Source organism: Streptomyces sp. NPDC037273, from assembly GCF_055603625.1.
On the sequence record NZ_JBVJVO010000025.1, the window covers coordinates 1 to 23,011 of the forward strand.

The 23,011-nt window shown below is 71.7% G+C and carries 24 protein-coding genes; 6 read left to right on the forward strand and 18 right to left on the reverse strand.

Going from position 1 to position 23,011, the window contains the following annotated elements:
- On the reverse strand, nt 1-887 hold an 887-nt coding region (locus ACZ7G1_RS36970; RefSeq protein ID WP_470881334.1), incomplete at its 3' end, for a DEAD/DEAH box helicase.
- A 254-nt stretch (nt 888-1,141) separates the two neighbouring features.
- Nucleotides 1,142-1,345 (reverse strand): cold-shock protein, encoded by a 204-nt coding sequence (locus tag ACZ7G1_RS36975; protein ID WP_470881336.1) that lies wholly within the window; start codon nt 1,343-1,345, stop codon nt 1,142-1,144.
- Nucleotides 1,346-1,825: 480 nt separating this feature from the next.
- Here ACZ7G1_RS36975 and ACZ7G1_RS36980 point away from each other — a divergent pair, with 480 nt between their 5' ends.
- Nucleotides 1,826-2,089 carry a hypothetical protein gene (locus ACZ7G1_RS36980; RefSeq protein ID WP_470881338.1) on the forward strand — a complete coding sequence of 88 codons (264 nt, stop codon included), beginning with the start codon at nt 1,826-1,828 and terminating at the stop codon, nt 2,087-2,089.
- 239 nt (nt 2,090-2,328) lie between these two features.
- Here the strand turns inward: ACZ7G1_RS36980 and ACZ7G1_RS36985 are convergent, their stop codons facing one another.
- Nucleotides 2,329-3,657: a class I SAM-dependent RNA methyltransferase gene (locus ACZ7G1_RS36985; protein ID WP_470881340.1), complete on the reverse strand. Its 1,329-nt coding sequence runs from the start codon at nt 3,655-3,657 to the stop codon at nt 2,329-2,331.
- A 60-nt stretch (nt 3,658-3,717) separates the two neighbouring features.
- Nucleotides 3,718-5,769 (reverse strand): APC family permease, encoded by a 2,052-nt coding sequence (locus ACZ7G1_RS36990; protein WP_470881342.1) that lies wholly within the window; start codon nt 5,767-5,769, stop codon nt 3,718-3,720.
- A gap of 234 nt (nt 5,770-6,003) precedes the next feature.
- Between ACZ7G1_RS36990 and ACZ7G1_RS36995 the strand changes: the two genes are divergently transcribed.
- On the forward strand, nt 6,004-6,672 hold the full coding sequence (locus tag ACZ7G1_RS36995) for a potassium channel family protein (RefSeq protein WP_041131658.1): 669 nt from the start codon (nt 6,004-6,006) through the stop codon (nt 6,670-6,672).
- Nucleotides 6,672-7,349, forward strand: coding sequence for a potassium channel family protein (locus ACZ7G1_RS37000; protein WP_030321521.1), 678 nt, complete (start codon nt 6,672-6,674; stop codon nt 7,347-7,349). Before ACZ7G1_RS36995 ends, ACZ7G1_RS37000 begins: the two co-directional genes overlap by 1 nt.
- 63 nt (nt 7,350-7,412) lie before the next feature.
- Here ACZ7G1_RS37000 and ACZ7G1_RS37005 read toward each other — a convergent pair whose 3' ends face one another.
- The 4 genes from ACZ7G1_RS37005 to ACZ7G1_RS37020 all read right to left on the reverse strand — a co-directional run bounded on the left by ACZ7G1_RS37005 (nt 7,413) and on the right by ACZ7G1_RS37020 (nt 12,006).
- Nucleotides 7,413-8,171, reverse strand: coding sequence for a DUF3159 domain-containing protein (locus ACZ7G1_RS37005; RefSeq protein ID WP_470881344.1), 759 nt, complete (start codon nt 8,169-8,171; stop codon nt 7,413-7,415).
- 3 nt (nt 8,172-8,174) lie between these two features.
- A complete protein-coding gene (locus tag ACZ7G1_RS37010) occupies nt 8,175-8,573 on the reverse strand; it encodes an OB-fold nucleic acid binding domain-containing protein (RefSeq protein ID WP_015036728.1) in 399 nt (132 codons plus the stop codon).
- Between the two features lie 57 nt (nt 8,574-8,630).
- Nucleotides 8,631-9,317 (reverse strand): response regulator, encoded by a 687-nt coding sequence (locus tag ACZ7G1_RS37015; protein ID WP_384901448.1) that lies wholly within the window; start codon nt 9,315-9,317, stop codon nt 8,631-8,633.
- 142 nt (nt 9,318-9,459) lie between these two features.
- Nucleotides 9,460-12,006: a DUF4118 domain-containing protein gene (locus ACZ7G1_RS37020; protein WP_470881346.1), complete on the reverse strand. Its 2,547-nt coding sequence runs from the start codon at nt 12,004-12,006 to the stop codon at nt 9,460-9,462.
- Between the two features lie 175 nt (nt 12,007-12,181).
- Here ACZ7G1_RS37020 and ACZ7G1_RS37025 point away from each other — a divergent pair, with 175 nt between their 5' ends.
- The gene (locus tag ACZ7G1_RS37025; RefSeq protein WP_470881419.1) at nt 12,182-12,586 is read left to right on the forward strand and encodes a YciI family protein; all 405 of its coding nucleotides are present in this window, start codon (nt 12,182-12,184) and stop codon (nt 12,584-12,586) included.
- A 715-nt stretch (nt 12,587-13,301) separates the two neighbouring features.
- Here the strand turns inward: ACZ7G1_RS37025 and ACZ7G1_RS37030 are convergent.
- The 4 genes from ACZ7G1_RS37030 to ACZ7G1_RS37045 form a co-directional block, all read right to left on the reverse strand.
- On the reverse strand, nt 13,302-14,030 hold the full coding sequence (locus tag ACZ7G1_RS37030; RefSeq protein WP_470881348.1) for an ABC transporter ATP-binding protein: 729 nt from the start codon (nt 14,028-14,030) through the stop codon (nt 13,302-13,304).
- 190 nt (nt 14,031-14,220) lie between these two features.
- Nucleotides 14,221-14,985, reverse strand: a complete 765-nt coding sequence (locus tag ACZ7G1_RS37035) for a DUF3710 domain-containing protein (protein ID WP_470881349.1) — start codon at nt 14,983-14,985, stop codon at nt 14,221-14,223.
- A gap of 1 nt (nt 14,986) precedes the next feature.
- On the reverse strand, nt 14,987-15,499 hold the full coding sequence (dut, locus tag ACZ7G1_RS37040) for a dUTP diphosphatase (protein ID WP_366305517.1): 513 nt from the start codon (nt 15,497-15,499) through the stop codon (nt 14,987-14,989).
- Nucleotides 15,499-16,083 (reverse strand): PaaI family thioesterase, encoded by a 585-nt coding sequence (locus ACZ7G1_RS37045; protein WP_470881351.1) that lies wholly within the window; start codon nt 16,081-16,083, stop codon nt 15,499-15,501. The genes dut and ACZ7G1_RS37045 overlap by 1 nt, the downstream gene beginning before the upstream one ends.
- 58 nt (nt 16,084-16,141) lie before the next feature.
- Between ACZ7G1_RS37045 and ACZ7G1_RS37050 the strand changes: the two genes are divergently transcribed.
- A complete protein-coding gene (locus tag ACZ7G1_RS37050; RefSeq protein WP_470881353.1) occupies nt 16,142-16,645 on the forward strand; it encodes a DUF3093 domain-containing protein in 504 nt (167 codons plus the stop codon).
- Between the two features lie 73 nt (nt 16,646-16,718).
- Here ACZ7G1_RS37050 and ACZ7G1_RS37055 read toward each other — a convergent pair whose 3' ends face one another.
- The 4 genes from ACZ7G1_RS37055 to ACZ7G1_RS37070 all read right to left on the reverse strand — a co-directional run bounded on the left by ACZ7G1_RS37055 (nt 16,719) and on the right by ACZ7G1_RS37070 (nt 20,354).
- Nucleotides 16,719-17,753 (reverse strand): hypothetical protein, encoded by a 1,035-nt coding sequence (locus tag ACZ7G1_RS37055; protein ID WP_470881355.1) that lies wholly within the window; start codon nt 17,751-17,753, stop codon nt 16,719-16,721.
- A gap of 12 nt (nt 17,754-17,765) precedes the next feature.
- On the reverse strand, nt 17,766-18,062 hold the full coding sequence (locus tag ACZ7G1_RS37060) for a DUF4193 domain-containing protein (RefSeq protein ID WP_003955561.1): 297 nt from the start codon (nt 18,060-18,062) through the stop codon (nt 17,766-17,768).
- A 395-nt stretch (nt 18,063-18,457) separates the two neighbouring features.
- Entirely contained in the window at nt 18,458-19,696 is a 1,239-nt protein-coding gene (locus ACZ7G1_RS37065; RefSeq protein ID WP_470881356.1) for a sensor histidine kinase, read from the reverse strand.
- Between the two features lie 4 nt (nt 19,697-19,700).
- A complete protein-coding gene (locus ACZ7G1_RS37070; protein ID WP_017237674.1) occupies nt 19,701-20,354 on the reverse strand; it encodes a response regulator transcription factor in 654 nt (217 codons plus the stop codon).
- 362 nt (nt 20,355-20,716) lie between these two features.
- Here ACZ7G1_RS37070 and ACZ7G1_RS37075 point away from each other — a divergent pair, with 362 nt between their 5' ends.
- Nucleotides 20,717-20,890 (forward strand): hypothetical protein, encoded by a 174-nt coding sequence (locus ACZ7G1_RS37075; protein ID WP_017237673.1) that lies wholly within the window; start codon nt 20,717-20,719, stop codon nt 20,888-20,890.
- 140 nt (nt 20,891-21,030) lie between these two features.
- On the opposite strand, the gene ACZ7G1_RS37080 is transcribed toward ACZ7G1_RS37075, so the two are convergent.
- Nucleotides 21,031-21,831 (reverse strand): inositol monophosphatase family protein, encoded by an 801-nt coding sequence (locus ACZ7G1_RS37080; RefSeq protein WP_470881358.1) that lies wholly within the window; start codon nt 21,829-21,831, stop codon nt 21,031-21,033.
- Between the two features lie 9 nt (nt 21,832-21,840).
- Entirely contained in the window at nt 21,841-22,968 is a 1,128-nt protein-coding gene (locus ACZ7G1_RS37085) for a ferrochelatase (RefSeq protein WP_470881360.1), read from the reverse strand.
- Between the last annotated feature and the right edge of the window lie 43 nt (nt 22,969-23,011).

Below are 23,011 nucleotides of genomic sequence, written 5' to 3' on the forward strand. Positions count from 1 at the left end.
AGGAGGTGGTGTTCCATCGTGGTGACCGCACCCTGGGAGGGGTCGACGGAGTGGACGACGGGGTCGGTGAGGTAGCGGCGGACCAGGAGGTCGACATTGCGGTCCAGGGTCGCGGAGAACAGCATCCGCTGGCCCTCGGGGCGTACCTGGTCCAGGAGAGCGGTGACCTGCGGCATGAAACCCATGTCGGCCATCTGGTCGGCCTCGTCCAGGACGGTGATGCCGACCTGGTCCAGCCCGCAGTCGCCCCGGTCGATGAGGTCCTTGAGGCGCCCGGGGGTGGCCACGACGACCTCGGCACCACCGCGCAGCGCGTTCGCCTGCCGGCCGATCGGCATTCCGCCGACGACGGTGGCCAGGCGCAGCTTCACGGCGCGGGCGTACGGCGTGAGCGCGTCGGTGACCTGCTGCGCAAGTTCCCGGGTGGGGACCAGGACCAGCGCCAGCGGCTGACGGGGCTCGGCGAGCTGTCCGGCCGTACGGCCGAGGAGGGCCAGGCCGAAGGCGAGGGTCTTGCCCGAGCCGGTCCGGCCGCGGCCCAGGACGTCACGGCCCGCCAGGGAGTTCGGCAGCGTCGCGCCCTGGATGGGGAACGGCACGGACAGACCCTGTGCGGTGAGCGCGGCCAGGAGCTCCGCCGGCATGTCGAGGTCGGCGAACGCCTCGACGGCGGGCAGCGCCGGAGTGATCGTCTTCGGCGGTGCGAACTCTCCCTGCACTGCGGCGGGACGCCGTCCGTAGCCGCCGGAGCGGCTCGGCGCGAACGAACGGCTCGGCGCGGACGAAGCGAAGCGGCTGCTCCGGGGTGAACCTGCGGTGGAGCCGTATGCGCGGCCGCCGTTGCTGCGGGTGCGGGAGGAACGGCTGTTCGTGCGTGTGGGGTTCATTCAGAACCTTCCTTGATACGGCGCGTATCGAGGAATTCCGGCAGCGAATGAAAAGCGTCGGGAATCACTGGCACGGGCCGAATGAAATGTGAACGCAAGCGGCTTGAACCGGGCCGAAATGGCTGTCGACCCGCAAGCGGGCGAGCGAAAGAAGTGAGGGTGGCGCAGGTGCAGGTAAAAGACCTGCGAAATGCGTGCAGCTGGGGCCCGCACCCCGGAGGATGCGGGCCCCAGCTACGTATTACGCGTCAGCGTCAGGCGGAGACGATGTTCTCGGCCGTCGGGCCCTTCTGACCCTGCGCGATGTCGAAGGTGACCTTCTGGCCCTCCTGGAGCTCGCGGAAGCCCTGGGAGGCGATGTTCGAGAAGTGGGCGAACACGTCGGGGCCGCCACCGTCCTGCTCGATGAAGCCGAAGCCCTTTTCCGCGTTGAACCACTTCACGGTGCCAGCAGCCATGTCATTTCTCCTTTGGGCAGTACGACGGAATCCGTACCGTACGGACGCCGTGTCGCCGCGATGATGCCCTGCCCGGAAAATGACCGGAAATACAAAGCGCTTCCGCACGGCACGTGGCCGGCAGGAGGCGCCCGAAGTTTTTGGGTACCAAAACTGCAACTGAGATCGACAGTAGCACGTCGCCGCATCCCGTGTGCGTCGAATATTTCTCCCTGCGCATCGCTGACAAAAACTCTCTCCGCGACGGTCGTTAAATTCTCAGGCCGCGATCACAGGTATTTATGCACTCCGAGTGCAGTGCCTCGGAAGCCGCACTTCGCGTACGGGGGCAGGCGCAGCGTGGCGTCGACGTGCAGCAGCCTGTGCAGCTCCTCCATGCCATAGCGGGAGAAGGTCCTGGCGCATCGCTCGGCCAGCGTGGCACGGACCCGCTGCAGGCATCGAGCGGCACGCCAAAAGCTCATCCACTGTGCAGCCGCCATGGAAGAAACCCGCGTCCAGTACGCCCAGGCGTACCGCGTCCGGCACTTCGAGGCGCAGGAAGCGGCATGGCGTCACGCCGCCCGACTGACCGCATACGTGAGCGCCGTACGCACCCGAGTCGAGGCCAGCCCCGCAGGTCAGGCCAGGACCGAAGCCGAAGCATGGATCGACTGGGCGGCAGCCCGCGTGGAGCGCCTCGACCCCCTGAAACACACCGCCCCGGCTGCTCACATCCCCGAACCACGAGCCGACGACCTCTGACCCTTTCTCGGGCGCTGGGGCCCCTACGGCCCCTGACACCACACACACCGGGCACCCCACCTAGCGCCACGGAACGTCACTACCGAGAAGCGGATGGGGCAGGGGCAGCCGACAGCCAACGCCCCAGCCACCTCAACGTGCCTACGACCACACAGCCGAGAACTCCATTCGGCGGTCGCCATTCATGCGTGACGACCCATCAGAAACCGCTCACAATGCACACTCAACAAACCCGCAGTTCAGCGGCCCTTTTCAGCAGGCTCAAGGATCGCGACGCACTCCACATGATGCGTCATCGGGAAGAGGTCGAAGGCGCGCAGGGTGCGGAGCTTGTAGCCGCGGTCGGTGAAGTAGGAGATGTCGCGGGCGAGGGCGGCGGGGTCGCAGGCGACGTAGGCGATGCGGCGGGCGCCGAGGTTGGCGAGGTGGTGGACGGTCTGCATGCCGGCGCCGGCGCGCGGGGGGTCGAGGACGATGAGGTCGACCTCGGTGATGCCGGTGCGGGGGAGGACGGATTCGACCTTGCCCTGTTCGATGCGGACGCGGGGGAAGCCGGCGAGGTTGTGGCGGGCGTCCTCGACGGCGCGCTTGCCGGACTCGATGCCGAGGACGGCGCCCTGCTCGCCGACGCGGTCGGCGAGGGCGCCGGCGAAGAGGCCGACGCCGCAGTAGAGGTCGAGGGCGGTGTCGCCCTTGCGGGGCAGGAGGCCCTGCATGACGGCCTTCATGAGGGTGTCGGCGGCCTTGGGGTGGACCTGCCAGAAGCCGCCGCCGCCGACGCGGTGGGTGCGCTCGTCGGCGCGCTCGCGGACGAAGGCGCGGCCGTGGACGCGGTGGACGCCGCCGTCCTTCTCGTCGACGCGGAGGACCGAGACCGGCTTGTCGAGCTCGACCAGCGGGAGGCGGGCGCCGGGGCGCGGGGTGAGGATGACCTGGCGGTCGTGGGAGCCGGAGGCGGCGATGGCCTCGACGGAGGCCATGCCCTCCCAGGTGCGCTTCTCGATGCCGAGTTCGGAGACGCCCTCGGCGGCGATCATGCAGTGGTCGATGACCTCGACCTCGTGGGAGCGGTGCTTGCGCAGACCGGCGTGGCCCTCGGCGTCGATGGCGTACTGGACGCGGGTGCGCCACTGCGGGACCTCGCCGGCGGGGAGCTTGTCGCCCTCGGCGGGCATGACGGTGCCGTCCCAGCCGGCCTGCTCGGGGGTGAGGCCGGCGAGGCGCAGCAGCTGCTCGGCGATGACCTCGCCCTTGAGGCGGCGCTGGGCGCCGGGCTTGGCGTGCTGCCAGTCGCAGCCGCCGCACTTGCCGGGGCCGGCGAAGGGGCAGGGGGCCTCGACGCGGTCCTTGGAGGCTTCGAGGATGGTGACGGCGTCGGCTCGCAGGAAGCGAGAGGTCTCCTCGCCCTCGGTGACGCGGGCGACGACCCGCTCGCCGGGCAGCGCGTGCCGGACGAAGAGGACGCGGCCCGCGTCCGTACGGGCGATGCAGTGGCCGCCGTGGGCGACCGGGCCGACCTCTACCTCGTACTCCGCCCCGACCAACGACGAAACAGGGGTGTTCTGCATGGCGGGGAGTCTCCAAGGGGAAGTAACAGTGGGCTGCCGTGTGCACGGCAGCCCACCAGTCTAGTTGTTCTTTGCGGCCGGTTCCTTCTGGCGCTTCTCGACGGGGCCGCGGCGGACCGAGCCGGGCGCGTTCCACTCCTGGCGCTTCCGGGCCCGCTTCTTGGCGGCTTCGGAGGACTGGAGCTGGTACGGGACCGAGGTCACCATGACGCCGGGGGTGAAGAGCAGCCGGCCCTTGAGCCGCAGGGCGCTCTGGTTGTGGAGCAGGTGCTCGTACCAGTGGCCGACGACGTACTCGGGGATGTAGACGGAGACGGCGTCGCGCGGGCTCTCGCGGCGGATGCTCTTCACGTACTCGATCACCGGCCGGGTGATCTCGCGGTACGGGGAGTCGAGGATCTTGAGCGGGACGTTGATGCCGCGCCGCTCCCACTCCTCCTTGAGCGCCTTCGTCTCGGCCGGGTCGACGTTGACGGTCAGCGCTTCCAGCTCGTTGGCGTGCATGAGCTTGGCGTAGGCCAGGGCGCGCAGGGTGGGCTTGTGGAGCTTGGAGACGAGGACGATGGAGCGGACCCGGGAGGGGCGCACGTACTCGTCGGGGCGTTCCTCGGCGGCGGCGATCTCGGCGGCGACGGAGTCGTAGTGCCGGCGGATCGCGGTCATCGTGCCGTAGAAGATCACCATGCCGAGCAGGGCGACCCAGGCGCCGTGGGTGAACTTGGTGGCGAGGACGACGACGAGGACGAGGCCGGTGAAGAAGGCGCCGAAGGCGTTGATCGCGCGGGAGCGGATCATGTGGCGGCGCTTGGCGGGGACGCGCTCGGTCTTCAGGTGCCGGTTCCAGTGCCGGACCATGCCGATCTGGCTGAGGGTGAAGGAGACGAAGACGCCGACGATGTACAGCTGGATCAGCCGGGTCGAGTCGGCTCCGTAGACCCACACGAGGAGGGCGGCGGCGCCGGCGAGGAGCACGATGCCGTTGGAGAAGGCGAGGCGGTCGCCGCGGGTGTGGAGCTGGCGCGGCAGGTAGCGGTCCTGGGCGAGGATCGAGCCGAGGAGCGGGAAGCCGTTGTACGCGGTGTTGGCGGCCAGGAAGAGGACGAGCGCGGTGGCGGCGGCGAGGACGACGAAGAAGAACGTTCCGTCGCCGAAGACGGCGGCCGCGACCTGGGAGATGACCGGGTCCTGGACGTAGCCGGGACCGAGCGGGACGCCGTTGTGCAGGAGGTCCTCGGCGGGCTTCTCGGCCATGCGCACGTCGGTGGCCATGGCGAGGAAGATGATGCCGCAGAACATGGTGACGGCGAGGCCGCCCATGAGCGCGAGGGTGGTGGCGGCGTTCTTCGACTTCGGCTTGCGGAAGGCGGGGACGCCGTTGGAGATGGCCTCGACGCCGGTGAGGGCGGCACAGCCGGAGGAGAACGCGCGCAGCAGCAGGAAGACCAGCGCGAAGCCGGCGAGGCCCTGGTGCTCGGGCTTGATCTCGAAGTCGGCGGTGGGCGCCCGCATGGTGTCGTCGAGGACGATGCCGCGGTACGCGCCCCAGGCGATCATGATGAAGACGCCGGCGACGAAGACGTACGTCGGGATCGCGAAGAGCGAGCCGGACTCCTTCACGCCGCGCAGGTTCATCACGGTGAGCAGCACGATCACGCCGACCGCGCAGGCCACCTTGTGCTCGACGACGAAGGGGATCGCCGAGCCGAGGTTCTCGATGCCCGAGGAGATCGACACCGCGACGGTCAGGACGTAGTCGACGAGCAGGGCGCTCGCGACGGTGAGTCCGGCCTTCGGCCCGAGGTTGGTGTTGGCGACCTCGTAGTCGCCGCCGCCGCTGGGGTACGCGTGCACGTTCTGCCGGTAGGAGGCGACCACCGTGAACATCAGGACGACGACCGCGAGCGCGATCCACGGGCTGAAGTGGTAGGCCGACAGACCGGCGACGGAGAGGACGAGCAGCACCTCGCCGGGTGCGTACGCCACCGAGGACAGCGGGTCGGAGGCGAAGACGGGGAGGGCGATGCGCTTGGAGAGAAGGGTCTCTCCCAGCTTGTCGCTGCGCAGGGCCCGCCCGATCAGGATCCGTTTGGGCACGTCGGTCAGTTTGGACACGGAGAGGATCGTAAGCGTTCGAAAAGAGCCACGCGCAACGGCACCCCCGATCGGCACCGAATCTCCCTGAGTACCACCTCGAATGCGGTCCCGGCCAGCGTTGCCGCATAAGCTCGGACCGGGCAACCCGGCAGGGCGTTGTCCGCCGCTGCCCGGGCCCATCGGGCGAGGAAAGTTGTGAGCAGGGTGTTTTCGCAGGTCAGCAAGGCGATCAGGAGTGCGGGGTAAGGGGACGTGCACATCGTCATCATGGGCTGCGGGCGAGTGGGAGCCGCTCTCGCGCAGACCCTCGAACAGCAGGGGCACACCGTCGCGGTCGTGGACCAGGACCCGACGGCTTTCCGTCGTCTGGGGTCGGGTTTCGGCGGTCGCCGGGTCACGGGCGTGGGCTTCGACCAGGACACGCTGCGTGAGGCCGGCATCGAGGAGGCCGGTGCCTTCGCCGCGGTGAGCAGCGGCGACAACTCGAACATCATCGCCGCGCGGGTCGCGCGCGAGATGTTCGGCATCGAGAACGTGGCGGCGCGCATCTACGACCCGCGCCGTGCCGAGGTCTACCAGCGCCTCGGGATCCCGACGGTCGCGACGGTCCGCTGGACCGCCGACCAGATGCTGCGCCGGCTGCTGCCGTCCGGCGCGGAGCCGCTGTGGCGCGATCCGAGCGGTGGCGTGCAGCTGGCCGAGGTCCACACCTCCCCCGCGTGGATCGGCCACAAGGTGAGCCGGCTCCAGGAGGAGACCGGCGTCCGCGTCGCGTTCCTCACCCGGCTGGGCGAAGCGATTCTGCCGACCTCGCAGACGGTGCTCCAGGAAGGCGATCTGGTGCACGTGATGATGCGTACGGACGAGATCGCGAAGGTCGAGGCGGCCTTCGCCGAGGGTCCCGAGGAGGGCGGTCACTGATGCGTGTCGCTATTGCGGGCGCGGGTGCGGTGGGCCGTTCCATCGCGGGCGAGCTCCTGGAGAACGGGCACGAGGTCCTGCTCATCGACAAGGCGCCGACCGCCATCTCGGTGGAGCGGGTGCCGCAGGCGGAGTGGCTGCTCGCCGACGCCTGCGAGATCACGTCCCTCGACGAGGCGGCGCTCCAGCGCTGCAACGTGGTGATCGCGGCGACCGGTGACGACAAGGTGAACCTGGTCGTCTCGCTGCTCGCGAAGACCGAGTACGGCGTGCCGCGCGTCGTCGCCCGGGTGAACAACCCGAAGAACGAGTGGCTCTTCAACGAGGCCTGGGGCGTGGACGTGGCCGTGTCGACGCCGCGCCTCATGTCGGCCCTGGTCGAGGAGGCGGTGAGCGTCGGCGACCTGGTCCGGCTGCTCCGCTTCAGCCACGGCGACGCGAACCTGGTCGAGCTGACCCTTCCGCCGGAGTCGGCCGTCGCCGGCACCGCGGTCGGGGACGTGGCCTGGCCGCAGGACACCTCGCTGGTGACGATCATCCGCGGTTCGCGGGTGCTGACGCCGAGCGCCGAGGAGACCCTGGAGGCCGGTGACGAGCTGCTGTTCGTGGCCGCCCAGGCGCGCGAGGAGCAGCTGGAGGACCTGCTGCAGGTCCGCCGGGAGCCCACCGAGTCCTGATCGGACGTGGTACGCGGAAGGGCCCGGGACTCTGGAGTCCCGGGCCCTTCGGCGTACCGTCTCTCAGACCTCGGTGTGGTGGCTCGGGGGCTGCGCGGCGGCGGCCGCCTTGCGCTCCTTCTCGGCGCGCTCCTCGGCCTCCATCTCGGCGAAGACGTCGATCGGCGCCGGCGCCTTCGCGAGGAACACCCAGGTGAGGTAGACCGCGAGCAGGAACGGCGGGATCTTCAGGGCGATGAGGACCCAGCCGAACTTGGTGGTGTCGGCCCACCAGTACATCGGGAAGAGGATCGCGCACTTGCCGAGCAGGATGAGGCCCCAGGCCCAGCTGGCCTTCGTGTAGGCCTTCTTGCGGCCGGGGTTGCGGGTCCGCCAGGAGAGGTTCTCCTTGAAGACCGGGCCGAGGATCAGGCCGATCAGGGGGACGCCGGCGAGGGCGGTGATGATGTACGCGAGGGCGAGGCCCAGCGTGTACAGCATGCCCGGCAGGTAGAAGTCCTTGGCGTTGCCCGTCATCATCGCGAAGACGACGCCGAAGGCGACGCCGAAGACGCCGCTGAAGGCGTGCTTGACGGTGTCGCGGCGGATCAGCCGGACGGCGACCAGGACCAGCGAGACGGCGAGCGCGGCGATCGCCGAGACGTGCAGGTTCTTGTTGATCGTGAAGATCGTGACGAACAGCAGACCGGGCACGACCGTCTCGACCATGCCGCGGACCCCGCCGAAGGCCTCGAAGAGCGCGGCCTCGGTCACGGCCTTGTCGGCCTGGGTGTCCTGGTCCGGGGTCGGCTGGGCCGCGGTCGGCTTGTCGGGGGACGTCACCGGCTACTCCTGTCCGAGCGGTCGGAGCTCGTATTTGGGGTTGAAGAGGACCCGCCGGCCGTGGCTCATCGAGATCCGGCCGGAGGCGATCAGCTTGCGGCCCGGCTCGATGCCCACGATGGAGCGGCGGCCGAGCCACACGACGTCGAGTGGTGCCGTGCCGTCGAAGAGTTCGGCCTCGAGCGCGGGTACACCGGCCCGGGGACGCAGTGTGACCGTGCGCAAGGTACCAGTCACCTTGACTATCTGGCGGTCGGAGCAGTCGGAGATACGCGTGCACCCCGACGCCTCGGCGTCCTCCTGGAGCTCCTCGGACTCCAGGTCCTCGGGAGAGGAGGAGAGCCGGTCGAGCATCCGGCGGAACCGGCCGGCCGGCTTCTCTGTACGCGGTGCAGCACTCATACAGAAAGCGTACCGGCCACCGCTGTCACGGAGTCCGGCCCCGGACGGCCCGCCCCATCAGCGTTCGAAGCGGTATCCCATGCCCGGTTCGGTGACGAAGTGGCGCGGGTGCGAGGGGTCGGCCTCCAGCTTGCGGCGCAGCTGCGCCATGTACACGCGGAGGTAGTTGGTCTCGGTGCCGTAGGACGGTCCCCAGACCTCCTGGAGCAGCTGCTTCTGGCTGACCAGACGGCCGCTGTTGCGGACGAGGACTTCGAGGAGGTGCCACTCGGTGGGGGTGAGCCGGACGTCCCGCCCGTCGCGGTGGACCTTCTTCGCCGCCAGGTCGACGGTGAAGCCCTCGGCCTCGACCACGACGACCCCGTCCTCGGCGCCGCCGACCGGCTCGGCTCTGCGGACGGCGGCGCGGAGCCGGGCGAGCAGCTCGTCCATGCCGAAGGGCTTGGTGACGTAGTCGTCGGCGCCCGCGTCGAGCGCCTCGACCTTCTCGTCGGATGTCTGCCGGGCGGAGAGGACCAGGATCGGGACCCGCGTCCAGCCGCGCAGGCCCTTGATGACCTCGACGCCGTCCATGTCGGGCAGGCCGAGGTCGAGGACGACGACGTCGGGGTGGCGTTCGGCGGCGAGCCTGAGGGCGGTGGCGCCGTCGGGCGCGGCGTCGACCTCGTACTTCCGTGCCTTGAGGTTGATCACCAGCGCACGGACGATCTGCGGCTCGTCGTCGACCACGAGGACCCGGGTCATGGAGGGGGCCTACCTTCTGCTGAAAGCGGTGTACGGGAACGGTACGGGCACGGGCCCGGCAGCGGTACGGAGTGGACACGGGCGCCCGGGCGGAGCGGGGACGCGCGCGTACGGCGACGGGCGCGGGTCCTGGCGGGGCGCGTCAGGTCACGGCGTGCGCCGGGAGGTCCGCCGGCGGGGCCTCCGGGCCGCCGGGCGCGGCCCGGAGGGTGAGGACCATGGTCAGGCCGCCGCCCGGGGTGTCCTCGGCGCCGAGCGTCCCGCCCATGGACTCCACGAAGCCGCGGGCCACCGCGAGCCCGAGGCCGACGCCGGCGCCGCGCGGGGCGTCGCCGAAGCGCTGGAAGGGCTCGAAGATGCCGTCCTTCGCCACGTCGGGGACGCCGGGCCCGCGGTCGACGACCCGCAGTTCGACCCGGTCCCCCAGGGCGCTGGCGGAGACGGCGACGGGCATGCCCTCGGGGCTGTACTTCACGGCGTTCTCCACGATGTTGGCGACGGCCCGCTCCAGGAGGCCCTTGTCGACGTCGACCATCGGCAGCGACTCGGGGATGTCGAGCTCGGCGCTGCCGTCCGGGACCCCGCCGAGGGCCATCGGGACGACCTCGTCGAGGTCGACGCTCCGGATCAGGGGCGTGACGGTGCCGGTCTGCAGGCGGGACATGTCGAGGAGGTTGCCGACGAGGTGGTCGAGGCGGTCGGCGCCGGCCTCGATCCCTTCCAGGAGTTCCGCCCGGTCCTCCTCGGACCACTCGACGTCGTCGGAGCGGAGCGAGGAGACGGAGGCCTTGATGCTCGCGAGGGGGGTCCGCAGGTCGTGGCTGACGGCGGCGAGCAGGGAGGTACGGATCTTGTTGCCCTCGGCGAGCTTGCGGGCCTCCTCCGCCTCGCCCACCAGACGCTGCCGGTCCAGGACGACGGCGGCCTGGGCGGCGAAGGCGCCGAGCACCCGCCGGTCCTCCGCGGGCAGCACCCGACCGGTGAGGGCGAGGGCCAGGTGGTCGCCGACCGGCATGTCGACGTCGGCCTCCTCCGGCCGGGCCACCGGGTGCGGGCCGACGCTCGCCGCCCGGGTCCACGGCTCGAGGTCGTCGGCGCGTTCCAGGAGGGCCACCGACTCCATGGAGAAGGTCTCGCGGACCCGTTCGAGGAGGGCCTCCAGGCTCGTCTCGCCGCGCAGCACACTGCCGGCCAGATAGGAGAGCACCTCGGACTCGGCGCGCAGCCTGGCGGCCTGGTGGGTACGGCGGGCGGCGAGGTCGACCACCGAGGCGACCGCCATGGCGACGCCGAGGAAGACGGCTATGGCGACGATGTTCTTGGGGTCGGCGATGGTCAGCCGGTGGATCGGCGGGGTGAAGAACCAGTTGAGCAGGAAGGAGCCGGCCGCCGCCGAGGCGAGCGCCGGGACGAAGCCGCCGAGGAGGGCCGCGGCGACCGTCAGGGCGAGGAAGAGCAGCATGTCGTTGGCGAGCCCGAGGTCCGCGTCGACATGGGTGAGGAGCAGGGCGAGGGCGGCGGGGCCGCCGACGCCGACGAGCCAGCCGCCGAGGATGCGGGAGCGGCCGAGCCTGGCCCCGCGCGCGACCGGCAGGCCCCGCCCCTTGGCGACCTCGCCGTGGGTCACGATGTGGACGTCGAGGTCGGGCCCGGAGTCCCTGGCCACGGTCTGGCCGACGCCGGGGCCGAGCACGTACTGCCAGGAGCGTCGGCGGCTGGAGCCGAGGACGATCTGGGTGGCGTTGACCCCGCGGGCGAACTCCAGGAGCGCGGAGGGGATGTCGTCGCCGATGACGTGGTGGAACGTTCCGCCGAGGTCCTCGACGAGGGTTCGCTGGACGGCGAGCTCCTTCGGCGAGGCCGCGGTGAGTCCGTCGCTGCGCGCTATGTACACGGCGAGGACCTCGCCGCCCGCGCCCTTCTCGGCGAGCCGGGTCGCCCGCCGTATCAGCGTGCCGCCCTCGGGTCCGCCGGTCAGACCGACGACGATCCGCTCCCTGGCCTGCCAGGTGGAGCGGATGTTGTGCTCGCCCCGGTACTGCTGGAGGTACTCGTCGACCCGGTCGGCCGTCCACAGCAGGGCCAGCTCGCGCAGAGCGGTGAGGTTGCCGGGGCGGAAGTAGTTGGAGAGGGCCGCGTCGACCTTGTCCGGCGTGTAGACGTTGCCGTGGGCCATCCGGCGCCGCAGGGCCTCCGGGCTCATGTCGACCAGCTCGATCTGATCCGCCCGCCGCACGATCTCGTCGGGGACGGTCTCCCGCTGCCGCACCCCGGTGATCGACTCGACGACGTCGCCCAGCGACTCCAGATGCTGGATGTTCACGGTCGACACGACGTCGATGCCCGCCGCCAGGAGCTCGGCGACGTCCTGCCACCGCTTGGGGTTACGGGACCCGGGCACGTTCGTATGGGCGAGCTCGTCCACCAGCGCGACGGTGGGCCGGCGGGCCAGGACCGCGTCGACGTCCATCTCGGTGAAGGTCGCCCCCCGGTAGTCCAGGGAGCGGCGCGGTACCTGCTCAAGGCCGTGCAGCATCACTTCCGTGCGCGGCCGCCCGTGGTGCTCCACGAACGCCACCACACAGTCGGTGCCGCGCTCCACCCGCCGGTGCCCCTCCGAGAGCATCGCGTAGGTCTTGCCGACGCCCGGCGCAGCGCCGAGGTAGATCCGAAGCTTGCCGCGTCCCATGGCTCGACCATACGTCCAGCCAATCGGACATTCCGCACACCGAGAGAGCCCCCCGTGCGGTATTGACGTGATTCTGATGTCGAGAGCGCCGAGTCGGCTCCGACCTCACCGTGACAGAGGGCCCGGGCACCGCCCGGGACATGCCGCACGACCGAGGAGCACCCCCGTGAAGTACATGCTGCTGATGCAGTTCAACGCGCACAGCCTCGACGCCCCCTCCATCGGGGAATGGCAGCCCGAGGAGATCCGCGCCCACATCGCCTTCATGCAGACCACGAACGCGAAGCTCGCGGCGGCGGGCGAGCTCGTCGACGCCCAAGGCCTCGCCATGCCCGACACGGCCCGCATCGTCCGCGCCGCCGCCGACGGCTCCCCCCTCGTCACCGACGGCCCCTTCGCCGAAACCAAGGAATTCCTCGCCGGCTGGTGGATCGTCGACGTCCCCACCCTCGACCGCGCCCTCTCCATCGCCGCCCACATCTCCACCGCCCCCGGCCCCTCCCACACCCCCCTCAACATGCCCATCGAAGTCCGCGAAGTCATGTCCACACCCCCGACCGACCTGACCACCAACTCCTGACCCCTGCCGCCGCCCCCACCCTGCCCAGACCCGCCGCCCCGGCCCGTCCCCCGCGGGCCCGGGCCGGCGGGGGACGGGCCGTCCCTGCGGCGGCGCGGCGCGGCGCGGGCGCGCGCGGCACGGTTCAGCGCGGGCGCGCGCTCGGCGCCGCCCGGCCCGGCGCATTCGGCTCGGTCCCACGCTCGGGGCCGCTCGGCACGCGAGCCGGACTCCGCCCGGCCCTTGGCTGCCCGGCCCTGGGCTGCCCGGCCTGGGCTCAAGCCCGTCACGGGCGCGGCGCGGTTCGGTTCGGTTCGGGACCAAGGACCTGGCAAGGCCCGGCTCGGACCCGGGCTCGGCGCCCGCCCTGCAGGACCCGGCACGGGAGCCGGGCTCAGGCCCGGCACGAACTCAGGCCCGACACGGGCTCAGGCGCAGCCCCGCCGCGGCCAGCACGGCCAGCCCCGCCCGGCCCGTGCGGCGCGGCCGGGCGCGGCCACACGGCCCCAGCGCCGTTCGGTTCGTTTCGGGTCCCCCCGAGCCCCGGCGAAGCCCAGCACGTTCAGCTCAGACCCGGGCTCGGCGCCGCCCGGCTGGGCCGCCCGGCCCGGCACGAGCACAAGCCCAGCACAGGCTCAGGCGCAGCCAGGCCGGGCCGGCCCGGCTCGCCCGCCCCGGCCCCCTGCGCGCAGCCACGCGCCCGCCGCGCACTCGGCCGAAAAGCCGGCCGCTCCGGTCAGTGTTCGATGATCTCGCCGTCGCTGAGTTCGAGGACGCGGTCGGCGAGGACGAGGAGTTGGGGGTCGTGGGTGGCGACGAGGGCGGTGCAGCCCTCGCTGCGGACGACGGCGCGGAGGAGTTGCATGACGGCGAGGCCGGTCTCGGCGTCGAGCTGGCCGGTCGGCTCGTCGGCTATGAGGAGGGCGGGCTTGTTGGCGAGGGCGCGGGCGATGGCGACGCGCTGCTGCTGGCCGCCGGAGAGCTCGCCGGGGCGCTGCTCGGCGTGGTCGGCGAGCCCGACGAGGCCGAGGAGGAGGGCGACCCGCTCTTCGCGCTCCTTGGGGTCGGCCTTGCGCAGCCGCATGGGGACGCCGACGTTCTCGGCGGCGGAGAGGATCGGGAGGAGCCCGAAGGACTGGAAGATGAAGCCGATCCGGTCGCGGCGCAGCTCCAGGAGCCCGTTTTCGCCGAGCGTGGAGAGGTCGGTGCCGTCGATGACGATCCGGCCGCCGTCGGCGCTGTCGAGGCCGCCCACGAGGTTGAGCAGGGTGGTCTTGCCGGAGCCCGAGCGGCCCTTGAGCGCGACGAGCTCGCCGCGCGGGATGTCGAAGGAGACTCCGCGCAGGGCGTGGACGGCCGCCTCTCCGGTGCCGTACGAACGGCGCAGGTCCTCGACGCGGACCATCGGCTGCCCGGCCGGGTCCTCGGCCACCGCCGTCGCGGACCGCGTGCTGCTCTCACTCACGTGCGTTCCCCCTCCTCGAACAGGTGCGCCCGCCAGTATGGTCCGCCCCCAGGTCCCACGGCCAGAGCCGGAAGCCGTACCTGTGGAAAACCGTGCGCACGCCGAACGGCCGGTGGGCCGTCGCCCGTACGGAGACGTACGGGAGACGGCCCACCGGCCGAAACGAGGAACGAGAACCCTGGCCGGGGCCTCAGCGGATCTCGGAGATCTCCGGGCCGCGCTGGAGCTGGCCCATGCCGCCGGAGAAGCGGGAGTTCTCCTGCTCCTCCTGCTGCACGCCGTCCGGCACCATCTGCGCGTCGTTCGGCAGCTTGAGCACGATCGGGTCGCGGGGGGCCATCGGGCCTTCGCCGCGGACGACGACGGTGTCCCGGACGATCTGCTCCAGGAGCCCGGCCGCCTCGGGCTGGACCGCGCCCTGCCCGGAGATCACTCCGCGCAGGAACCAGCGGGGGCCGTCGACACCCACGAAGCGGACCAGCTGGACCCCGCGGTTGCCGTCCGGCAGCTGTACGGGGACCTGGGCCCGCAGCTCCCAGCCCAGCGGGCCCTCGACCTCGTCGATGACCCCGCCCTGCTGGACGATGCCCGTGGCGATCTCGTCGCGGACCTCGCCCCAGATGCCCTCGTTCTTGGGGGCGGCGAAGGCCTGCAGCTGTACGGCGCTGTCGCGCAGCACGACGGTGGCGGCGACGATCGCGTCACCGGCCACCTCCACACGCAGCTCCATGCCCTCGACTCCGGGCACGAAGACGCCGCCGAGGTCCACCCGGCCCTCGTCGGGCTTGGCCACCTCGGAGATGTCCCAGGGCCCGTCGGGCCGGGGCGCCGGCGGAAGGTTCACACGGCGCGGGGCCGCGCCGTCCGCGTCCTCGCCGTCCACCGCGTCGACGACCTGCTCGGCCTCGCCCGCCGCGTCCTCGGCGGCACCGCTCTTCTTGCGACGTCCGAACACGTCACTGTCCTTCCCGGTCGGATACGACCGAAGCGTATCGATTCCCACCCGTAGTGCCGTCCACGGCGGCATGCCCGCCGGTGGACCCGAAGCCCCCCTCGGCCCGCGCCGAGCCGGGAAGTTCCGCCACCTCGTGGAAGCGCACCTTCTCGACCTGTTGGACGACAAGTTGGGCGATCCTGTCAAAGCGCTCGAACCGCACGGTCTCGCGCGGGTCGAGGTTGACCACGATCACCTTGATCTCTCCACGGTACCCGGCATCCACCGTCCCCGGGGCATTCACCAGTGCCACTCCGCAGCGGGCCGCGAGACCGGAGCGCGGGTGCACGAAGGCCGCGTACCCGTCCGGCAGGGCGATGGAGACCCCGGTGGGCAGCACGGCGCGCTCCCCGGGGGCGAGCTCGGCGGCCTCGGTGGTCACCAGGTCGGCCCCGGCGTCGCCGGGATGCCCGTAGGCCGGGATCGGCACCTCGGGGTCCACGCGGCGGATCAGTACGTCGACAGGGTTGCGCATCAGGGGTTCACCTCGAAGGCGCGGGCGCGCCGGACCTGGTCGGGGTCGGACATGGCGGCCTGGATCTCCTCCGGGCGGCCGTTGTCGATGAAGTGGTCGACCTTGACCTCGATGAAGAGGGCGTCGGCGCGGACGGCGACGGGCCCCTCGGGCCCGCCGATCCGGCCGACGGCGGTCGAGAAGATCTTGCGGCCGTGGACGGCGGTGACCGCGGCCTCCAGGTGGAGCACGGTGCCGACCGGCACGGGCCGGACGAAGTCGGTCTCCAGGCGTCCGGTCACGGCGATGACCCGCAGCAGCCAGTTCAGGGAGCCGAGGGTCTCGTCGAGCGCGGTGGCGAGCACGCCGCCGTGCGCGAGGCCGGGAGCGCCCTGGTGGTCGGGGGTCACCGTGAACTCGGCGGTGACGGTCACGCCCTCGCCCGCCCGGGCCTCCAGGTGGAGGCCGTGGGGCTGCCCGCCGCCGCACCCGAAGCAGTGCTCGTAGTGCGAGCCGAGCAGCTCGCCGGGGGCCGGCGCGTCGGGGTGGCGTACCGGCGGTATGGCGTCGGCCGGCGGGGTGAGGGCGGCAGATGTTGCAGTCACAGGCGCAGACCTTACCCGCGCGGATGGGCGCGGGTCGCGCCGTGCCAAGCTTGGACGCATGCAGCCTTCCGCACCGTCCCCGGCCCCCTCCCCCGCGCCCTCCGCCGGCCCGCGCTTCGACGAGCGGCTGACGGCGCCCCGTTCCTGGTGGGCGATCGTGGGTCTGCTCGGCCTCTCCGGCGCCCTGATCATGTTCCCGCTGGGTACGGTCCCGATGCTGGGCGGTCTGATCGTGGTGGCGGTCCTGGCCGGCGCCGCGGTGTCCTCGTACGGCTCGGCCCGGATCCGGGTGGTGGCCGGTTCGCTGGTGGCGGGGGACGCGCGGATTCCGGTCTCGGCGCTCGGCACGCCCGAGGCGCTCGACGCGGAGGAGGCGCGGGCCTGGCGGTCGCACAAGGCCGATCCGCGCGCGTTCATGCTGATGCGCAGCTATGTGCCCGGCGCGGTACGGGTCGAGGTGACGGACCCGGCGGACCCGACCCCGTACGTGTACCTGTCGACGCGCGAGCCGGAGGCGCTGGTGGCCGCGCTCGAGGCCGAGCGGGCCGGCGCCGAGCGCTGAGGCCCGGCGCACGAACTCCGTCCCAGGGGCCCTTCGGGGCCCCTGAGCTTTTCCGCGGCCGGGCGGGACGCTGCTAGAAGCCCAGTTCCTTCGGGTTCTCCGGCTGTTCCAGCGGGGGCAGCTCCCGGAGCGCGTCCCAGGGGATCTGGCGGGCGCGCAGGTCCTTGCGGATGTGCTGGGCGAGCTTCTTGGTGTCGCGGCGGTTCATGACCGCGCCGACGGCGGCGCCGACCATGAAGGGCATCAGGTTCGGCAGGTTGCGCACCATGCGTTTCATGATCTGCTGGCGGAGTTCGCGCTTGAGCTGCCCGCCGAGGGCCGCGTTGACCGTGGTGGGTCTGGTGGGGTCGATGCCCCGTTCCTCGGCCCAGGAGGTCAGATAGGCCGCCGAGCGCTGGGTGAGCCGGCCGGGGGGCCTGAGCCCGTACACCTCGTGGAGTTCGGCGATGAGCTTGAGTTCCACGGCGGCGACGCCGGTGATCTCGGCCGCCAGTTCGGCGGGCATGGCCGGGGGGACCGGCAGCATGGCGGCGGCTCCGACGCCCGCGCCGACGGTCGAGCTCGCGTTCGCCGCGCCCGCGACGAGTTTGTCCGCGAGCTCCTCGGGGCCGAGCCCGGGGAAGTGTCTGCGGAGGGTCGCCAGGTCGCGGACGGGAATCCGCGGGGCGAGGTCGATCAGCCGGTCGGCCAGGTAGCCGACGCCGGCCTTGGCGCTGTCGCCACCGCGCCGCACGCCCTGCGCGACGCCGCGCCGGACGGCGTCGATGCGCGCCGAGTCGATTTTGATCTTGTCGAGTTGAGCTCGCGCGGGGTTGGCGAGCCGTTTGACGGCGCCGAGGCGCCCGTCCTGCCGCGCCACCTCGTGCCCGTCGAGCCGTCCCTCGTCCCGCTCCGCCGGCAGGGCCGCCGGGTCGGGCCCGGTGACCGCTTCGAGCGAGGCCGGGAGGCCTCGCCCGTCGTCACGTGCGCCGGGGGAGGGCAGGGGGGCGGCGTGCTCGGCTTCAGGGGCCCACTGGGCGCCCTCCGCCGGGCTTGCGCCGCCCTTGTGCGTCCGAGGGCTCCCGGGGAGCCTCAGACGCCGCTTCCGGGACGGTGTGTCGCCTGCCACGGCCGGGCGACCTCAGTCGCAGTCGCGGCAGATCGGCTGACCGTTCTTCTCCCGGGCCAGCTGGCTGCGGTGGTGCACGAGGAAGCAGCTCATGCAGGTGAACTCGTCGGCCTGCTTGGGCAGGACCCGGACGGCCAGCTCCTCGTTCGAGAGGTCGGCGCCGGGAAGCTCCAGGCCTTCGGCGGCCTCGAACTCGTCGACGTCGACGGTCGAGGTCGACTTGTCGTTCCGGCGGGCCTTCAGTTCCTCAAGGCTGTCCGAGTCGACGTCGTCGTCGGTCTTGCGTGGGGTGTCGTAATCCGTTGCCATGTCGCTCTCCCCCTCTGGGTGGTTGCGGTGTCTCCAGCGCACGTAACGCGTGAGAGGTCGGACTTGTGCCCGACCTGAGGCGGAGATTTTGCCTCACATCAAGGTCTGTTACTCAATCGACACCCGTCGCACGCTCTCGCGAGTGATCGGCTTCGGGTGGCGAACCGGACCGTACACGGTCCTCCGGGCGCCCTACACAGGCGCCACCCCGTGTACTTCCCGTCATTCCGGGCCTCGGAAACCCGGACTTTTCCGGGTTTTCCGAGGGATTTCCCGGTCACGGAGAGTGGAGGGCCGGATACCCTCCCCTGTGATCGATCACACATGAGCGTCTCAGGATGAGGGCCACGAAATTCCGCGCAAAGCGAACGGAACCGGTCGGCTCGTGCAGTCTGTCAGATCGGCAGAGTGACGCGCATCACGAGCCCGCCGCCCTCGCGGGGCTCCGCGATGATACGGCCGCCGTGGGCGCGGGCCACGGAACGGACGATCGACAGGCCGAGACCGACGCCCTTGTCGCTGCCGGTGCGCTCCTGGCGGAGTCTCCGGAACGGCTCGAAGAGGTTGTCGATCTCGTACGCGGGAACGACCGGCCCCGTGTTCGAGATGACCAGGACCGCCTGACCGTGCTCGGTGGTCGTACGGACGTCCACCCAGCCGTCCTCCGGCACGTTGTACCGGACGGCGTTCTGGATCAGGTTCAGCGCGATCCGTTCGAGCAGGACGCCGTTGCCCTGGACGACCGCGGGATCGAGCTCGCGCCGGATCTCCACGCCCTTGGCCGCGGCCTCCGCGTGCGTCTGGTCGATCGCCCGGGACGCGACCTCGGCGAGGTCCACCGGCTTGCGCTCGATGATCTGGTTGTCGCTCCGGGCGAGCAGCAGCAGGCCCTCGACGAGCTGCTCGCTGCGCTCGTTGGTGGCGAGCAGGGTCTTGCCCAGCTGCTGGAGGGCCACCGGCGCCTCGGGGTCCGAGACGTGGATCTCCAGCAGGGTGCGGTTGATCGCGAGCGGGGTCCGCAGCTCGTGCGAGGCGTTCGCGACGAACCGCTGCTGGGCGGTGAAGGCGCGCTCCAGGCGCTCCAGCATCTCGTCGAAGGTGTCGGCGAGCTCCTTGAGCTCGTCGTCGGGGCCGTCCAGCTCGATCCGCCGGGCCAGGTCGGAACCGGCCACCTGGCGGGCGGTGCGGGTGATCCGGCCGAGCGGAGAGAGCACCCGTCCCGCCATGGCGTAGCCGAAGGCGAAGGCGATGATGCTCAGGCCGAGCAGGGCGAAGAGCGAGCGGCGCAGGAGGTCGTCCAGGGCCAGGTCGCTCTGGTGGCGCAGACAGACCGAGACGGCGTCGTTGAACTGCTCGCCGGTGCCCGTGTTGGGCAGCTGGCACCAGGACGTGGTCGGCTGGACCTCGCCCTTGACGATCTTGAACGGCAGCTGGGCCGCGGCGTCGCCGAGGGCCTGCGCCGTGAAGAGGTAGATGATCGACAGCAGCAGGATGCCCGCGATGAGGAACATCCCGCCGTAGAGCAGCGTGAGCCGTATCCGGATGGTCGGGCGCAGCAGCGGCCTGACCGGGTCCCGGGGGTCCCAGGTCGGTTTCGGGGGCGCCTGTGGGTGGGGCGCTGGTGTGGTGGCCATCGGGTCAGATCCGGTACCCGGAGCCGGGCACGGTGACGATGACCGGCGGCTCGCCCAGCTTGCGGCGCAGGGTCATGACGGTGACGCGCACGACGTTGGTGAACGGGTCGGTGTTCTCGTCCCAGGCCTTCTCCAGGAGCTGCTCGGCGGAGACGACGGCGCCCTCGCTGCGCATGAGGACCTCGAGGACGGCGAACTCCTTCGGCGCCAGCTGGACCTCCTTGCCCTCGCGGAAGACCTCGCGGCGGTTCGGGTCGAGCTTGATGCCGGCGCGCTCCAGGACGGGCGGGAGCGGCACGGTGGTGCGCCGGCCGAGGGCCCGCACGCGCGCGGTGAGCTCGGTGAAGGCGAAGGGCTTGGGCAGGTAGTCGTCCGCGCCGAGCTCCAGGCCCTCCACGCGGTCGCTGACGTCGCCGGAGGCCGTGAGCATCAGGACGCGGGTGGGCATGCCGAGCTCGACGATCTTGCGGCAGACGTCGTCGCCGTGGACGAGCGGGAGGTCCCGGTCGAGCACGACGACGTCGTAGTCGTTGACTCCGACACGCTCCAGGGCGGCGGCGCCGTCGTACACGACGTCGACGGCCATGGCCTCCCGGCGCAGTCCGGTGGCCACCGCATCGGCGAGCAGCTGCTCGTCCTCGACGACGAGTACGCGCACGTCGTTCTTCCTTCCCGTCGAGCCGCTGTCCGGGGTGGGGACCGGCTAGATCTGAGCACTGACTGTGCGTGTCCATCCTGCCCCGTTCGCGCGTAAACCGGCTGTAAGACGGCGGTGCGGGGCCGGGGGGCGGGCGGGTGGTGAGCGGGGGCGCGCGGCGGGGCGCGAAGAATTCACCTGATTCACGGGCCAGTTGAGGTTTCTGTGAGGAAAGGGCTGGGGAGGACGTCTGCACACCCCGTGATCACGCCCTGTATGTGGCGCGCCACCTGACGCTCGCTGTCCCCCAGAGGTCGCAGTGTGTGATCCACCCACCCTCGGCACACCCCCGTGCCGCCGGACCCACGACGAGGGGGCGCACGATGGACGCTTTCACCGCAGGCCTGCTGCACCGCATCAGGACCACGCAGACCGACCTCACGCGAGCTCGTGAGACGGGCGACGACTACCTGGCGGATGTCGAGCAGGCGGAGCTGGACGACCTGCACCGCCTGGCCGCCGAGCACGGCGTGGAGGTCGCCGCGCCGGGCGTCTGACCCGTCTCCACCCGACCGACCCGCACCGACGCCGTACCCACACCCGGGTACGCGCGAGGGCCCCGGCGCCGCTCCCGGCTCCGGGGCCCTCGTGCGTCCGCCGGGAGGCTTCCCGGCGGTCCCGCTGGTCGTGCGTCCCGCTAGTCGTGCCAGGCGCCCAGCTCCTCCAGGAGCTCCTGGAGGGGCGTGAAGAGCCCTGGAGAGGCCGCCAGGGCCAGTTCGCCGGACTCGGGCTCTCCGGGACGGCCGCCGGTCAGCGCGCCCGCCTCGCGGGCGATGAGGGCGCCGGCGGCGAGGTCCCAGGGGTTGAGCCCGCGCTCGTAGTACGCGTCGAGGCGTCCGGCGGCGACGTCGCAGAGGTCGATCGCGGCGGAGCCGCCCCGGCGGATGTCGCGGACCATCGGGATCACCCGCTGGGCGACGTCCGCCTGGTGGGCGCGGCGGGCCTGGACGTAGCCGAAGCCGGTGCCGAGGAGTGCCTGGTCGAGCGGGGGCGAGGGGCGCACGGCGAGCCGCCGGTCCCCCGCGTACGCGCCGCCGCCGATGACCGCGCGGTAGGTCTCGCCGCGCATCGGCGCGTCGACGACGCCGACGACGGTCTCGCCGTCCCGTTCGGCGGCGATCGAGACGGCCCAGGTGGGCAGGCCGTACAGGTAGTTCACGGTGCCGTCGAGGGGGTCGATGACCCAGCGGATCCCGCTGACGCCGGGGCTCGACGCGCCCTCCTCGCCGAGGAAGCCGTCCTGGGGGCGGTGCTCGGCGAGGAAGCCGGTGATGAGCTTCTCGGCGGCGATGTCCATCTCGGTGACGACGTCGATGGGGCTCGACTTGGTCTTCGCCACGGCGAGGTCGTCCGGGCGCCCGTCGCGCAGCAGGGCGCCGGCCCGCCGCGCGGCCTCCAGGGCGAGGTCGAGCAGTTCGGTGAGCAGGGGGTCGGTCACGCTGGCTCCTTAGGCGTACGGACTGTCGGCACCGGCCGCCGCCGGCCGCTCGGCCCTGGCGGGGCAGCAGCCGATCGGGCACAGGTCGTGGGAGGGCCCGAGGGCGCCCAGGGCGCACCGCTCCGCGCGCGTGCCCCGCTCGTTGGCGGCCCGCTCGAGGACGAGCTCGCGGACGGCGGCGGCGAAGCGGGGGTCGGCGCCGACGGTGGCGGAGCGCCGGACGGGCAGGCCGAGCTCGGCCGCCTTGGCGGTGGCCTCCGTGTCGAGGTCGTAGAGGACCTCCATGTGGTCGGAGACGAAGCCGATGGGGACCATGACGGCGGCGGGGACGCCGGCGCCGTGGAGTTCCTCCAGGTGGTCGCAGATGTCGGGTTCGAGCCACGGGATGTGGGGGGCGCCGCTGCGGGACTGGTAGACGAGCTTCCAGGGGTGGTCGTGGCCGGTGCGCTCGCGGACGGCGTCGGCGATCACGCGGGCCACGTCGAGGTGCTGTCTGACGTAGGCGCCGCCGTCGCCGTGCCCGGTGACCGGTCCCGAGCTGTCGGCGGCGGAGTCGGGGATGGAGTGGGTGGTGAAGGCGAGGTGGGCGCCGTCCCGCACGGCGGGGTCGAGCTCGGCGAGGGAGGCGAGGACGCCCTCGATCATGGGCTCGACGAAGCCGGGGTGGTTGAAGTAGTGCCTGAGCTTGTCGACCCGGGGCAGCGGGAGGCCCTCGGCCTCCAGCGTGGCGAGGGCGTCGGCGAGGTTCTCGCGGTACTGGCGGCAGCCGGAGTAGGAGGCGTACGCGCTGGTGGTGAGGACGGCGATGTGGCGCCTGCCGTCGGTGACCATCTCGCGGAGGGTGTCGGTGAGGTAGGGCGCCCAGTTCCGGTTTCCCCAGTAGACCGGGAGGCCGAGGCCGGCCTCCGCGAAGTCCGTCCGCAGCGCGTCGAGGAGCGCGCGGTTCTGGTCGTTGATCGGGGAGACGCCGCCGAAGAGGAAGTAGTGCTGCCCCACTTCCTTGAGCCGTTCCTTCGGGATGCCGCGGCCGCGCGTCACGTTCTCCAGGAACGGGACCACGTCGTCCGGACCCTCGGGGCCGCCGAAGGAGAGCAGCAGCAGGGCGTCGTACGGGGCGGGATCGTGCTGATCGGACATGGCACCGATCCTCCCACCCGCGCCCCGCCCGGCAGGGCGCGGC

Excerpts from the sequence above, each read along its gene's own strand:
- ACZ7G1_RS36975 (WP_470881336.1), bottom strand. The coding sequence starts at position 1,345 with ATGGCTGCTGGCACCGTGAAGTGGTTCAACGCGGAAAAGGGCTTCGGC.
- ACZ7G1_RS36980 (WP_470881338.1), top strand. The coding sequence starts at position 1,826 with ATGGAAGAAACCCGCGTCCAGTACGCCCAGGCGTACCGCGTCCGGCAC.
- ACZ7G1_RS36985 (WP_470881340.1), bottom strand. The coding sequence starts at position 3,657 with ATGCAGAACACCCCTGTTTCGTCGTTGGTCGGGGCGGAGTACGAGGTA.
- ACZ7G1_RS37000 (WP_030321521.1), top strand. The coding sequence starts at position 6,672 with ATGCGTGTCGCTATTGCGGGCGCGGGTGCGGTGGGCCGTTCCATCGCG.
- ACZ7G1_RS37010 (WP_015036728.1), bottom strand. The coding sequence starts at position 8,573 with ATGAGTGCTGCACCGCGTACAGAGAAGCCGGCCGGCCGGTTCCGCCGG.
- ACZ7G1_RS37015 (WP_384901448.1), bottom strand. The coding sequence starts at position 9,317 with ATGACCCGGGTCCTCGTGGTCGACGACGAGCCGCAGATCGTCCGTGCG.
- ACZ7G1_RS37020 (WP_470881346.1), bottom strand. The coding sequence starts at position 12,006 with ATGGGACGCGGCAAGCTTCGGATCTACCTCGGCGCTGCGCCGGGCGTC.
- ACZ7G1_RS37025 (WP_470881419.1), top strand. The coding sequence starts at position 12,182 with ATGCTGCTGATGCAGTTCAACGCGCACAGCCTCGACGCCCCCTCCATC.
- dut (WP_366305517.1), bottom strand. The coding sequence starts at position 15,499 with ATGCGCAACCCTGTCGACGTACTGATCCGCCGCGTGGACCCCGAGGTG.
- ACZ7G1_RS37050 (WP_470881353.1), top strand. The coding sequence starts at position 16,142 with ATGCAGCCTTCCGCACCGTCCCCGGCCCCCTCCCCCGCGCCCTCCGCC.
- ACZ7G1_RS37060 (WP_003955561.1), bottom strand. The coding sequence starts at position 18,062 with ATGGCAACGGATTACGACACCCCACGCAAGACCGACGACGACGTCGAC.
- ACZ7G1_RS37065 (WP_470881356.1), bottom strand. The coding sequence starts at position 19,696 with ATGGCCACCACACCAGCGCCCCACCCACAGGCGCCCCCGAAACCGACC.
- ACZ7G1_RS37075 (WP_017237673.1), top strand. The coding sequence starts at position 20,717 with ATGGACGCTTTCACCGCAGGCCTGCTGCACCGCATCAGGACCACGCAG.
- ACZ7G1_RS37085 (WP_470881360.1), bottom strand. The coding sequence starts at position 22,968 with ATGTCCGATCAGCACGATCCCGCCCCGTACGACGCCCTGCTGCTGCTC.